At 40.7% G+C, this 13061-nt stretch carries 11 protein-coding genes; 10 read left to right on the forward strand and 1 reads right to left on the reverse strand.

The window, feature by feature from the left end; genetic code table 11:
- Positions 1-119: 119 nt before the first annotated feature.
- The 10 genes from ACO1QW_RS17025 (at position 120) to ACO1QW_RS17070 (ending at position 11340) form a co-directional block, all read left to right on the forward strand.
- Positions 120-2303, forward strand: coding sequence for a hypothetical protein (locus tag ACO1QW_RS17025; protein ID WP_486260587.1), 2184 nt, complete (start codon positions 120-122; stop codon positions 2301-2303).
- Positions 2303-3622 (forward strand): DUF5690 family protein, encoded by a 1320-nt coding sequence (locus ACO1QW_RS17030; protein WP_486260588.1) that lies wholly within the window; start codon positions 2303-2305, stop codon positions 3620-3622. The genes ACO1QW_RS17025 and ACO1QW_RS17030 overlap by 1 nt, the downstream gene beginning before the upstream one ends.
- A 93-nt stretch (positions 3623-3715) precedes the next feature.
- Positions 3716-5503 (forward strand): ABC transporter ATP-binding protein, encoded by a 1788-nt coding sequence (locus ACO1QW_RS17035; RefSeq protein ID WP_486260589.1) that lies wholly within the window; start codon positions 3716-3718, stop codon positions 5501-5503.
- A gap of 265 nt (positions 5504-5768) precedes the next feature.
- Positions 5769-6257 (forward strand): nucleotidyltransferase, encoded by a 489-nt coding sequence (locus ACO1QW_RS17040; RefSeq protein ID WP_486260590.1) that lies wholly within the window; start codon positions 5769-5771, stop codon positions 6255-6257.
- 87 nt (positions 6258-6344) lie between these two features.
- Positions 6345-7466 carry a F0F1 ATP synthase subunit A gene (gene atpB, locus ACO1QW_RS17045; protein WP_486260591.1) on the forward strand — a complete coding sequence of 374 codons (1122 nt, stop codon included), beginning with the start codon at positions 6345-6347 and terminating at the stop codon, positions 7464-7466.
- A gap of 34 nt (positions 7467-7500) precedes the next feature.
- The gene (atpE, locus tag ACO1QW_RS17050) at positions 7501-7737 is read left to right on the forward strand and encodes an ATP synthase F0 subunit C (protein ID WP_182803889.1); all 237 of its coding nucleotides are present in this window, start codon (positions 7501-7503) and stop codon (positions 7735-7737) included.
- A 93-nt stretch (positions 7738-7830) separates the two neighbouring features.
- Positions 7831-8325 carry a F0F1 ATP synthase subunit B gene (gene atpF, locus ACO1QW_RS17055; protein WP_486260592.1) on the forward strand — a complete coding sequence of 165 codons (495 nt, stop codon included), beginning with the start codon at positions 7831-7833 and terminating at the stop codon, positions 8323-8325.
- A 71-nt stretch (positions 8326-8396) separates the two neighbouring features.
- Positions 8397-8960: an ATP synthase F1 subunit delta gene (gene atpH / locus ACO1QW_RS17060; RefSeq protein ID WP_486260593.1), complete on the forward strand. Its 564-nt coding sequence runs from the start codon at positions 8397-8399 to the stop codon at positions 8958-8960.
- Between the two features lie 60 nt (positions 8961-9020).
- On the forward strand, positions 9021-10601 hold the full coding sequence (gene atpA, locus ACO1QW_RS17065) for a F0F1 ATP synthase subunit alpha (protein WP_486260594.1): 1581 nt from the start codon (positions 9021-9023) through the stop codon (positions 10599-10601).
- A 130-nt stretch (positions 10602-10731) separates the two neighbouring features.
- Positions 10732-11340, forward strand: a complete 609-nt coding sequence (locus tag ACO1QW_RS17070) for a hypothetical protein (protein ID WP_486260595.1) — start codon at positions 10732-10734, stop codon at positions 11338-11340.
- Positions 11341-11420: 80 nt separating this feature from the next.
- On the opposite strand, the gene ACO1QW_RS17075 is transcribed toward ACO1QW_RS17070, so the two are convergent.
- Positions 11421-12785 carry a vanadium-dependent haloperoxidase gene (locus ACO1QW_RS17075; RefSeq protein WP_486260596.1) on the reverse strand — a complete coding sequence of 455 codons (1365 nt, stop codon included), beginning with the start codon at positions 12783-12785 and terminating at the stop codon, positions 11421-11423.
- Between the last annotated feature and the right edge of the window lie 276 nt (positions 12786-13061).

The raw sequence follows: 13061 nt of genomic DNA on the forward strand, positions 1-13061 counted from the left end.
AATTCCAAGGTAATATTATAAAATTGTTAACGAGTTTTAAGGGTTTGGGCATGTTTTTGTAAGAGTACATGGGCGGCCATACGCTGCTGAATGAAAAATTGCGGCTAATTTTGTACACGATGAGAAAATACACCCTCACAGCTTTACTTGCTTTTTCCGGTTTTGCGGCGTTTGCACAAAACAGGATCACGTTTGACACTTCGAAAATTGATATTCCGATGACCCGTGTGATATGGCATGAGAATATTGATAAAGAACAAAAACGTACCGACCGTGTTGACGGAAAGATCGATAATTTCCTGAAGCTTACTGGTAACGATGACCTTAATATCCAAATCACAGATGTGGTACTTCGTCGTGTGGATGAATTGCAACTGGATATTGAGCGCATGGATGGCGATAACAATTTTAAGATCGGTCAGCTTCGTTCGCTCCGTGAGTTGTTGCAGGCAATTGCAACCCGTGCAAAGGACAAAGAGATTGTTCCGCTCATTCCACAGTTATTTGCGAGTTACGAAGAATGTATGCGCAGGCAACAGTCCGGTGAAAGCCTGATGCCTGTTTTCAATAAATTGCCATACCAGGGTGCAGAAGCTTTATCCACCATTTTTGTTCAGGCAAAAGAATTGCCCGAGATCAAAAAAATGGTGTTCTTGAAAAAAGCCCGCATCGATCCTTCAAATATTTTATCAGGTATTGCACCTTTTGAGAACGAACCTTTTGCCGATAGTTTGATTGTATTAGCTGCAGATAAAATTCCGCTGGAAGTATACACTTATGCACAAGCAACAAAGACGGTTGCTGCAAGAATTATTCGTCGTAATACAAATCCAAAGGTGCAGACAATTGCCAAATTGAGTGGCATCATGAATGGTACATTGTATTTGCCGTTCCTCGATGAATTATTGAATAAGCGTTTGGAAATTGATGATATAAGAGCTGTTGTTGAAAATGAATTGGCTTATTACAAACTACTTGTAAGAACGCAGGTTAAATATTACAACCGTATTTCAATGGGCGATACGCCTGTGTTGGCACCGGTATTATTTCAGATGTTGGAACGAAAAGCTGCCGATGTGTTTGTGAATGTGATGAATGACCTGCACGATTCACCTGATGCGGTTCGTATGCGGGTTAGCGATCCTCTTAATTCTGAGGAGATTTATTACCTCATTGTTACAACAGAAGAAATTATTTACACCAGTACATACACGAAGTTGTACGATCGCATGATGACTCGCTTCCCGGGCAGAAGAAGTGATTCGTTGATGATGTCGGTTCATTTTGATCGTTTCAAGAAGTTTATAAAAATGGCGGCGAACTATAATCGCCTTGATGATTTCCTGAAATCGATGCCTGAAGACAGAAGTTCGAAGCTGATGTATGCATTCGTAAATGGATTACAGAAAACAAACTCATTGGAAGATGCAGTGGATGTGGCAGATAGTTATGGAAGCATCACCAATGTTGATCTGCAAAACTTTTTAAAGCAGCAGGTAAAGCAGAACTACGAAAAAAGTTTGCAGGACAAGGATAGAAAAGGAGAGGTGATCTATAATATTCTGCAGACATTGTTTAAGTCGGCATCAGACCCTTCGATGGACTTGTCTGCGATACTTGGTATTCCACCGGTTTATAAAGTTGATTATAACAGTATTGCAAATGACAGTGGCCGTGTGGTGCAACATGTATTCTTTTATGGCGATGAAGATGGTATAACTTCCTTTAGAAACTTCATGGGTATGTTCAATGGCAAACCTGAATGGAAAGTGGTGACTGGCAAAGAATGGGTAACCATCAACTCTACAAAAGGAAAGCCTTACACCATTTATGCAAATCTACCGCTCGATTACAAGCAAGATCTTGATGCAAAAGCACAGGAAGCCCTGCTCAATTATTTAACGAAGAATAACATCAACCCATCGATCGTAGTACATCGTGGACATAGTTATCATTTAAAATATACCATTCAGCAAATGTTGCCTTCATCAAGAATTGTGATGTTGGGTTCTTGCGGTGGTTACCAGAACCTGGCGAAAATTCTGAATGTAAATGAAGATGCGCATATCATTTCTACAAAGCAGGTGGGTAGTTACTCGGTAAACGAACCCATTCTTCGTGCATTGAATGAAGATATCCGCAATGGAAAAAATATTGAATGGATCCCTATCTGGCAACAGATTACAGCATCAGTGAAAAACGATCCCAAAGCAAGTGAACTGATGAAAGATTATGTGCCGCCACACAAAAACCTCGGCGCCATCTTTATTAAAGCATACCGCAAGGCAACCGGTGAAATGTAATGTTTGATGGGGCTATCGGCCGCAAAAACAGTTATCTTCCCGTTGCTTTGAGTCAACAACTAAATACCCAATCAACTTTTACAGCTAAGCAAATTGCAGCAGCAATTTACTTAGCTGTTGTTGTTTTCTTTACCTACGCTTCCATCTTTGCTTTCCGCAAACCATTTACAGTTGCAACTTTTGATGGGTTAAGGTTTTGGAATGTATCGTATCAAACACTACTTATCATCAGCCAGGTTGTTGGTTATATGATCAGTAAATTTTACGGTATTAAGTTTATTTCTGAATTAAAACGTCATGGCCGTTGGAAAACAAGTTTGCTAATGGTGGGCGTAGCGTGGTTGAGTTTGTTCTTATTTGCTGTTGTGCCTGCTCCATTCGGAATGATCTGTTTTCTTGTTAATGGATTTACACTTGGATTTATGTGGGGAGTAATTTTTAGTTATGTTGAAGGCAGAAGGGCAACAGATTTTATTGGCGTAGTGCTGGCCGTTAGTTTCATCTTTGCAGGAGGCTTCAGCAGGAGTATAGGCAAATGGTTGTTGCTCGATTGGAATATCACTGAATACTGGATGCCGTTTGCAACTGCTACATTGTTTGCTGTTCCGTTAGTTATTTTTTACGTGTTGCTTGAGAAAGCTCCTTTGCCCGATAATGATGATGAAGCCGAGCGAACCGTTCGTTTACCAATGAATCATACTGAACGTAAAAAATTTTTGCGGCAGTTCAGTGCCGGTGTTGTTGCATTTGTGATCGTTTATTTATTGCTCACCATCATGCGGGATCTGCGGGACAATTATATGGCCAATATGTGGACGGAACTTGGTTATGGAGGCAATGCGTCAGTATTTGCAAAAACGGAAACAATTACGTCATTAGTTGTGCTTGGAGTAATTGGTATGCTGGTGTTTGTGCGCAGGAACATGAAAGCTTTCCGCATTATTCATTTGTTGTTGATCGTTGGGTTTTTGTTGACGGGCGTCGCATCATTTTTATTCAGACAATCAATGCTGGATGGTGCGTTGTGGATGCAACTGACAGGTTTAGGTCTTTACATCTCCTATGTGTTATTTAATAGTGTGTTTTTTGAAAGGCTGCTTGCATCGTTCAGTATTGCAGGCAATGTTGGTTTCCTCATTTATGTTGCTGATGCATGGGGTTATCTCGGCAGCATTTCAGTAATGCTCACAAAAGAATTGCTCAAACTTCAACTGAACTGGGTTTCATTTTATTCGCAATTGGTTATTGTGTTTGCAGTAGTGGGAGTGGTGGCAAGTTTGTTCTCATTATTGTACTTCAATCGTAAATACAAAGTATAGCTTGCCATTCATCCTTTTTAGCATCCGGTTAATAGGCTGTATGGGTTATGCAAAATGAAAGCGTTTAACTTTGGCGCTAAATCTTTACAAGGCTTGGCAAATAAAGAAGGGAAAAAACAAGTATTCGATTTCCGGTTACTCGGCAGGATCATCCGATATGCATCGCCATACAGGAGACGATTGAACAGTTCGATTATCCTGGCAATTGTATTGGCAGTGATGGCACCTATTCGGCCTTGGCTCATCAACACAACGGTGAATGATTATATTCAGCATAATGTTGCTGAAATGGTAATCCGCATCACCATCTTCCAGATCGCCCTTATCATTCTGGAAACTGTTCTTCGCTTTTTCTTTTCTTATTACACAGCATGGCTTGGGCAAACAGTAGTAAGAGATCTGCGTGTAAATGTCTTCAAAAAAATATTGGGGTTGAATCTTCGTCAATTCGATCAAACTCCAATCGGTACTTTAACTACACGTACGGTGAATGACATTGAAACTATTAGTGATGTATTTGCAGAAGGATTTATTCCAATTCTTGCTGATTTTCTGACCATCATTGCGGTACTGTTCACCATGTTTTATATCAACTGGCAATTAACGCTGGTTTGCCTGATTCCTTTTCCGTTCCTTATTCTCGCCACCTATTATTTTAAAGAAAGCGTGAACAAAAGTTTTCATCGTGTGCGTAACGCAGTCGCAGCACTCAATGCTTTTGTGCAGGAACATATTCAAGGTATGCAGGTGGTACAAGCGTTTGCAGTAGAACAAAAAGAGCTGAACAAATTCAACAGAATTAATAAAGATCATCGTAACGCAAACATTCAGGCCATCTTCGCTTATTCTGTTTTCTTCCCGGTGGTGGAAATCATTTTAGCTATTTCGCTTGGCTTGCTTGTGTGGTTTGGAGCGGGTCAGGCAGTTTCGGCGACAAATGGCGAAGCAGCAAAAATGGCGGGAGAAATTATGGCGTTCATTATTCTATTGAATATGCTGTTTCGTCCCCTGCGTTTTATCGCTGATAAATTTAATGTACTGCAAATGGGGATGGTGGCAAGCGAACGTGTATTTAAAGTGATGGACAATACAGATGAGATCGCTCCATCCGCACATGATGCGTTTCAGCCACAAGGTGCAGTGCCTGGTAAAATTGAATTTGAACATGTGTGGTTTGCTTACAACGATGAGAACTGGGTGTTGAAAGATCTTTCATTTACAGTCAAACCGGGAGATACCGTTGCAATTGTTGGTCATACAGGCAGTGGTAAAACATCGATCATCAGTTTACTTAATCGTCTTTATCATATACAAAAAGGTTCCATCAAACTTGACGGGGTAGAACTCGAAGATTATGAACTGGATGCTCTCCGCAGTAAAGTGGGTGTGGTGTTGCAGGATGTGTTTTTATTTGCAGGAACTATTACAGATAATGTAACACTGCGAAATGAAAATATTAGTAAAGAAAAAGTGATCGAGGCTGCTAAATTGATCGGTCTGCATGATTTTATCATGCGACTGCCCAATAACTACGACTTTAATGTAATGGAACGTGGTGCTACCATGAGCCAGGGACAACGACAATTGTTGAGTTTTATTAGGGCATTGTTGTTTAATCCTTCTGTTTTGATATTGGATGAAGCCACATCTTCTGTTGATACAGAAACAGAGCACATGATTCAGAATGCTATCGATAAACTGATCGAGGGGCGCACATCTATTGTTATTGCCCATCGTCTTTCTACAATCCGCAAGGCAGATAAGATCATAGTACTAGATAAGGGGGAGATCAAGGAAATGGGCACGCATGAAGAGCTGCTGAATCTTGGGGGGTATTATGCCAAATTGCATGAGATGCAGTTTTCTAAGGCGATCGTCTAATTGATGCTTAGTAGGTAAAGCGATGGATATTTTTTAACTTGCAGGAAGTGGAAAAGAAAGGGTACGATATAAATCAAACTACTTCACAGGTTAAGGAAACTTTTGTTCCTTATGAGAAGCAGGAAGAGCATGAAACCTTAAGGCGGAGGCAAGCTATCCTCATGTCTGATGAGGAGAAATTCAAAACGTTCTGCCGCATGCTGAAAAGAGGAATAATGTTTAAAAGAGCTGTAATTACACACAAGAAGTAATCCTGCAATTGTTTATGGATATAATGGATGAAGATTTACTGAAGTTCTGGCAAGTGCTGAACAGTAATGAAGTCCTGTATATAATGGTAGGAGGGTTATCTGTAAATTTTAATGGCCATAACCGTGTTACTGATGACCTTGATATTTGGATAAAGGATACGCTTGAGAACAGGAAGCGCTTCAGAAAAGCCTTTATCGATTTAGATTATGGTGATTTTCTTTCTTTTGAAACAACACAGTTTATCCCAGGCTGGTCGCAATTCTATGTTGGTCCCGGGATCGTTATTGATATAATGACAACTATGAAGGGGTTGGAAGAGTTTAGTTTCGATGACTGTTACAAGGAAGCTTCAGTTGCCGCAATCGACGGTGTTAAGGTGCCTTTTTTGCACATCAATCACTTACTGAAAAACAAACGTGCAGTGGGTCGTTCAAAAGATCTGGATGACATCCGTGAACTCGAAAAAATTAAAGAAGAGCGCCGCAAAATGGGCCTCGATTAACCTGAACAACTTTTTTCCTTTTTCGATTTATCATTTCCCCGTTTTTCACCTGCCGCTCCTTATCTTTGCGCCAAATTTAGGAAACGTATGGCGGTTATAAGCTTCAAATCCTTATTGGTAGCGGTTTTCAGCGTTTTTTTTGTGGTTTTATCAGCTCCTGTTTTGGCCCAGCATGAACCTGCTGAGCACGAACCGGCAGCTAAGGAAGGTGAGCATGCTCCAAAAAAGGAAGGCTTTGATGCCAAGGAAGTGATCTTCGGCCATATTATGGACGGTCACGACTTCCATTTCTTCGATTGGAACGGTCATGCAGTTGGTTTTCCACTTCCCGTTATTATTTATTCTCAACAGAAAGGTTTGTCGGTGTTCATGTCTTCAAAATTTGAACATGGCCACGCCGAGCACAATGGTTATAAATTGGTGAAGCAGGAGATTGGTGAAAAGATCGTTTCATCTGATCCAAACGAAAAATTCTACGATCTGTCGCTTACACGTAACGTAGTGCAGATGTTGCTGGCGTTGATCGTTCTTGTATTGATCCTGATCAGCATTGCAAAAGCGTATGGCAAAGGGCTTGGTGTAACATCGGCCCCTAAAGGCAAACAGAACTTTTTCGAACCCATCATCACCTTTGTACGTGATGAAGTTTCAGTTCCAAATCTTGGTGCAAAATCACCCAAGTACCTGCCTTTCCTTCTTACAGTATTCTTCTTTATTCTTATCAATAACATTTTTGGATTAGTTCCAGGTTCAGCGAACGTAACAGGTAATATCGCCTTCACAGTGGTGTTGGGTATTATAGCTTTCATCGTTATCCTGTTCAGTTCAAACAGGCATTACTGGGGCCATATCTTCAATCCGCCGGGAGTGCCATTAGGTGTAAAATTCATCCTGGTACCGGTGGAATTATTGAGTGCTGTGTTAATTAAGCCAGGTGCCTTGATCATTCGTCTTTTCGCCAACATGGTGGCGGGTCACATTATCATCATCTGTTTGATCTCTTTGATCTTTGTATTTACAGAGAAATTAGGCCAAGGCTTCGGTATCGGTTCAACAGTGATCTCTATCCCGTTCACGATTTTCATTTATTTTATTGAAATACTGGTTGCTTTCCTGCAGGCCTTCATCTTTACCATGCTTACCGCTGTATTCATCAGCCAGGCAATGGAAGGTGATCATGGTCATGGCGAAGAAGCAGCTCATCATTAATCGTTTTATTTTTCACAATCATAAATTCAAAACAATGGATTTAATTCTTTTAGATGCGGTAGCAAATGCAGGTGGTGCAATAGGTGCAGGTTTAGCAGCTGTAGGTGCCGGTATCGGTATCGGACAGATTGGTAAAGGTGCATTGGAATCAATTGCACGCCAGCCTGAAGCTTCTAACGACATCCGTGCAAACATGATCCTTACTGCGGCCCTCGTAGAAGGAGCTGCTCTGTTTGCTATTATCGTAGGCTTCCTTGCAATGGTACTTTAATCATTGCCGCACAAACATTTTACTGCATCCAAAGCACAGGGCGGCGGATGCAGTATTTTAAACTAAAATCGAACGTTTTAAATAAAATAAATCATGGGTTTACTTACTCCCGCTTTAGGTTTACTCTTCTGGACGCTGGTTGCTTTCCTCGTTGTGTTTTTCATTCTGAAAAAATTTGCATGGCCGGCCATCATTAAAGGTTTGCATGAAAGAGAGCAAGGAATTGCAGAAGCACTTGAGACAGCTGAAAAAGTAAAAGCTGAAATGGCGCAGATGAAAAATGAAAACGAAGCATTGCTTGCAAAAGCACGTGAAGAAAGAGCGCAGTTGCTGAAAGAAGCCCGTGAAACAAGAGATAAAATTGTAAACGAAGCGAAAGAGCAGGCAAAAGCAGAAGCCAATAAAATTATGGTGGAAGCAACAGCTGCCATCAACCAGCAAAAAATGGCTGCTTTAACTGATGTAAAAAATCAAGTGGGTAACCTGGTAATTGAAGTGAGCGAAAAGGTTTTGCGTCGTGAACTTGCTAATAAACCTGAACAGGAATTATACATCAGCAAACTGGCTGAAGAAGTTAAATTAAACTAATTTGAAGATTTGAACATTTGAAATGACTTTGATTTTCAAATTTTCAAATTGATAAATTTTCAAATTCAAACATGCAAAATCCCCGTCTCGCAGGTCGTTATGCCAAGTCGCTGGTTGTGTTAGCCCAGGAGCAAAACCAACTGGAAGCTGTGTATGCCGATATGAAATATTTGCAGGATGTGTGCAAGCAAAGCAAAGAGTTTACAAATGTGCTTCGCAGCCCTGTTATTAATGCCGATACAAAAGAGAAAATTGTAAATGAAATCATCAGCAAAAACATCGGCAAACTTTCTTCTGCATTCGTAAACCTGATTGTAAAAAAAGGCCGTGAAAAAACATTGCCTGAAATTGCACATGCTGTTATCGATCAATACAACGAGATCAAAGGCATTCATAAAGTGAAACTGATCACAGCTTCGCCTGCAAGTGATGAATTGAAAGCTGCCATCATAAATAAAGTGAAAACTGATGCCGGATTGGCGCAGGTTGAACTTGAGAATGTAGTGAACGATGGAATCATTGGAGGCTTTCAACTTGAATACAAAGGCAATTTGGTTGATGCAAGTATTGCCCGTGATTTAAGAGATATACAAAAGCAGTTCCAGAAAAATACATACATCAGAAACATCAGATAAAAATTCAATTGTAAACTTTCCTCATCAACTCAAACGAGAACGAGGACTAAATAAAGCGTCATGGCAGATATTAAACCGGATGAAATTTCAGCGATACTTCGCCAGCAGTTAAGCAACTTTAACGTTGGTGCTGATTTGGAAGAAGTAGGTACCGTATTGCAAGTGGGTGATGGTATTGCCCGTGTATATGGATTGAATAACGTTCGCTACGGTGAACTGGTAGAATTTGATAATGGTGTTCGTGCCATTGCCCTTAACCTTGAAGAAGATAACGTGGGTGTGGTATTGATGGGAGAAGGAAAAGGTATTAAAGAAAGTTCTACTGTACGCCGTACAGGTCAGATCGCCTCCATTAAAGTAGGTGAAGGCATGAGTGGCCGTGTTATCAACGTATTGGGTGAACCAATCGATGGTAAAGGCCCGATCACTGGCGAATTGTATGAAATGCCATTGGAGCGTAAAGCACCTGGTGTAATCTTCCGTGAACCGGTAAAAGAACCACTTCAAACAGGTATCAAAGCCATTGATGCGATGATTCCGATCGGTCGTGGTCAACGTGAGTTGATTATTGGTGATCGTCAAACTGGTAAAACCGCCATTGCAATTGATACCATCATCAACCAAAAAGAATTCTTCGATGCAGGCAAGCCTGTATATTGTATATATGTTGCCATTGGTCAGAAAGCATCAACTATTGCCGGTGTTATGAAAACATTGGAAGACAATGGTGCAATGAAGTACACAACTATCGTTGCGGCTTCTGCAAGTGATCCGGCACCTCAGCAGTTCTATGCTCCTTATGCTGGTGCCGCATTGGGTGAGTTCTTCCGTGATACCGGCCGTCCTGCATTGATCATTTACGATGATCTTTCAAAGCAAGCGGTAGCTTATCGTGAAGTTTCATTGTTGTTGAAACGTCCTCCTGGTCGTGAAGCATATCCTGGTGACGTATTCTATCTCCATAGTCGTTTGCTTGAGCGTGCTGCAAAAGTGATCAACGATGATGGTGTGGCAAAGAACATGAACGATGTTCCTGACAGCATTAAACATTTGGTGAAAGGTGGTGGTTCATTAACTGCATTACCGATCATTGAAACACAAGCGGGTGACGTATCTGCTTATATTCCTACAAACGTGATCTCAATTACTGATGGCCAGATCTTTTTGGAAGGTAACCTGTTCAACGCAGGTATCCGCCCGGCGATCAACGTAGGTATCTCTGTAAGTCGTGTGGGGGGTAACGCTCAGATTAAATCAATGAAGAAAGTTGCCGGTACATTGAAGCTTGACCAGGCACTTTACCGTGAGTTGGAAGCGTTCTCTAAATTTGGTGGTGATATGGATGCTGCTACAAAAGCGGTAATTGATAAAGGTGCACGTAACGTGGAAATTTTGAAACAACCTCAGTACACTCCGTACACTGTAGAAAAGCAGGTTGCTATGATCTACCTCGGTACAAATGGTTTGTTGAATGCGGTACCTGTGCGTAAAGTGAAAGAATTTGAAGATCATTTTATGCTTGAAATGGAAAACAAACTTCCTGATGTATTAGCTGAGTTTAAGAAAGGTGCATTACCTGAAGATGGTATCAAGAAGATGGTTGAATTAGCCAACGGATTGATCGCTCAGTACAAAGCATAATTGAAGAAAGAAGTGAAATAGAAAAGGGAGTCGAAAGGCTCCCTTTTTGTTTTGATATGATGCCATTGTAATTCTTATTGATGTTTTCTATTTTGGGTAATCTTAAACAAGTCACCTAAACACCTTCCATATGTACAAAGAAGAAATGGACTTTGATAAACTGATGAAAGTCTATGATCACATTGGCGAAGAAGAACGCCATTTTAATGAACTGGAACTGGAATACAGAAAGCTTGCATCGCAATGGTTACTGGTTGCACTAAGTGCAATTGGTTTTGTGCTTACCAAGCAGGAAGAGTTACCAATAAGCAATTGGTTATTGGTGATTGGTATTTGTGTGGCGGCTTCAGTTGGCATTTTTGTTTTGTGGATGCTCGACTTAAAGGTGTATCATGAACTTTTACATGCGGCGTTTAAAGAAGGAGTTTATCTCGAATATAAATACCCCGAAATGTTACCAAAAGTGCGGATCAATATGCTCAAGTCGCAGCATAGTGGCGATATCATTACAAAAGTGATGTTGTTTTATTTTTTCAGCATACTGTTGTTGATTGTTATTGCCAACATATCGGTTTGGATGTATGACACGGAATCAAACCTTGTAAATCTTTTGATCAATCTATTCTCTGTTGTTTTGTTAGTTGTACTTTATCGAATCATGATCAATAAATCTGATAGAGAGTTTAAAAAAGAACTCGACAAAATTGGTATTGGTAGCCAGCGAAATTTTTCAAGATAAAATTAAAAGGGAGTCTTTTGACTCCCTTTGTTTTGTGGATGCTGGCTAATTTGATGATTGTGTTTTTCAGCAACAGCCGGTTATTCTTTCAGAAATTTCACCGAGGAAATAATATTATGTGCAACTTTTCTTCCCTGCCAGAAACCTCTTTCAATTGAAACACGATAATGTATACCACCGTACATTCTTGACCAACCAGCTTCTTCACCTGCTTCACGGAAAGAACTATAATGCCGTGGTTCAAGCGTTGTTCCATTTGGTAAAGCCATTCCATAAAATGTACTGTCAGTAAAAGAATAGTCCTCGCCGAATATTACCGTCATTGCTTCTGCATTAGCAGATGATAATGTAGCATGACCGGCAGGATATTCAGGATGAGGGGCTCCTAACAATGCGGAAAACGGCTGACCAATTATATCGTCATAATTAAAAGGACGGGCCAACAGGTATTTGTATTTATCCTGCCATGTACTAATCGTAATATCAACATCAATAATGCCACCAAGTGCATAAGCAAGTGCAGCAATATCAAGAGTGGATTGCTCCTTTTGCAAAACCTGTTTCAAAATATTTACATAATGGCCCGGTGTACTTGTGCCCGGAAAATCTCTCCACCAAAAAGCCATGTGATATCCATTTGTCCCGGGAGCGGGCTTTGCGTTAATTACTTCAACCGTCATATTGGTCAAATCATCGTAGGGTGGAGGTGGAAGTGCAGCGCCATCGCCACTGCCAGGCACCATACGACGAAGATTAACAATATATGGAAGACTATGCACCGGCATTGGGTTGGGTGCTGTCCAATAAATACCTCCGCTTTTACCTGCAGGTGAAACGAAAGGATTGTTGACGTTTTGATAGCCATCAGATTCAGACCAATCGAAAACTGTTTTCGCAACAGCCTTGCCGAATTCAACAGAACGTTCTATGGTCGCTGCATCGGCTTCGTTACTGTATTGCGCAAGCAACACGGCTTCCAGGTTATCCATTGCCGTTTTGTTGCCTGCATTTGCAGCCGGAAAAAGTTTTTTGTTAATGTATGCTAATGCAGCATTTGCACTTGCTGCCCAATGATAAGCGGCACCCGGTTTTGTTTTAGGCAATCCACTTAAGCCATTTAATTGTGAAGCGATAGATTGGTATGCGGGCATGCCTGGTACAACTGCTTCATATAATGCAATTCCACTGTATGCATAGTGACGGGAATAGGCAACATTCCCAATAACTCCTGGATAGTTTCTCATTTGAGTTACCTGCATGTTCATCCATTGTATGGCAACATCCGATGAAAATGTTTTGGTTTGTTTAAGATGCCCCTCGTCTCTATTTCGGGCAGCAAGTGAAGATGTTGTTTCCTTTGTTGCAACCGAAACTTCTTTCTGGCAGCCAAATTGAAGAAGCATCAGCGATATAAAAGCCAATGCAAATGAAATGTTCTTTTTCATAATGAAGTGTTTTGAAAATGATTATAGTGTTATTGATGAATGTTATTGCCCATTGTGGACGCAGTTGTTGTGATTTAACGGAAGACAAGTTAGCGTGCAATGATTCTGCAAAATCTATTGAATCGCTGAATGTTTTTTTTTCGGGACAGATAGCAAATGCGTTGGGGCTAACGGCATTCGGCAACAAAAAATGTTGTTTGTCGTAAATACCAGCTGTTGGTCTATTTCGTGGCTGCTGGTTATAAGTAACCAAAGCAATTGTTTAACTTGTGTAAT

The sequence above is a fragment of the Lacibacter sp. genome (genome assembly GCF_057361365.1).

What these genes read in the sequence shown, in the direction of transcription:
- ACO1QW_RS17025 (WP_486260587.1), top strand. Translation starts at nt 120, where the DNA reads ATGAGAAAATACACCCTCACAGCTTTACTTGCTTTTTCCGGTTTTGCG.
- ACO1QW_RS17030 (WP_486260588.1), top strand. Translation starts at nt 2,303, where the DNA reads ATGTTTGATGGGGCTATCGGCCGCAAAAACAGTTATCTTCCCGTTGCT.
- ACO1QW_RS17075 (WP_486260596.1), bottom strand. Translation starts at nt 12,785, where the DNA reads ATGAAAAAGAACATTTCATTTGCATTGGCTTTTATATCGCTGATGCTT.
- atpH (WP_486260593.1), top strand. Translation starts at nt 8,397, where the DNA reads ATGCAAAATCCCCGTCTCGCAGGTCGTTATGCCAAGTCGCTGGTTGTG.
- atpF (WP_486260592.1), top strand. Translation starts at nt 7,831, where the DNA reads ATGGGTTTACTTACTCCCGCTTTAGGTTTACTCTTCTGGACGCTGGTT.
- atpB (WP_486260591.1), top strand. Translation starts at nt 6,345, where the DNA reads ATGGCGGTTATAAGCTTCAAATCCTTATTGGTAGCGGTTTTCAGCGTT.
- ACO1QW_RS17070 (WP_486260595.1), top strand. Translation starts at nt 10,732, where the DNA reads ATGTACAAAGAAGAAATGGACTTTGATAAACTGATGAAAGTCTATGAT.
- atpA (WP_486260594.1), top strand. Translation starts at nt 9,021, where the DNA reads ATGGCAGATATTAAACCGGATGAAATTTCAGCGATACTTCGCCAGCAG.
- ACO1QW_RS17040 (WP_486260590.1), top strand. Translation starts at nt 5,769, where the DNA reads ATGGATATAATGGATGAAGATTTACTGAAGTTCTGGCAAGTGCTGAAC.
- atpE (WP_182803889.1), top strand. Translation starts at nt 7,501, where the DNA reads ATGGATTTAATTCTTTTAGATGCGGTAGCAAATGCAGGTGGTGCAATA.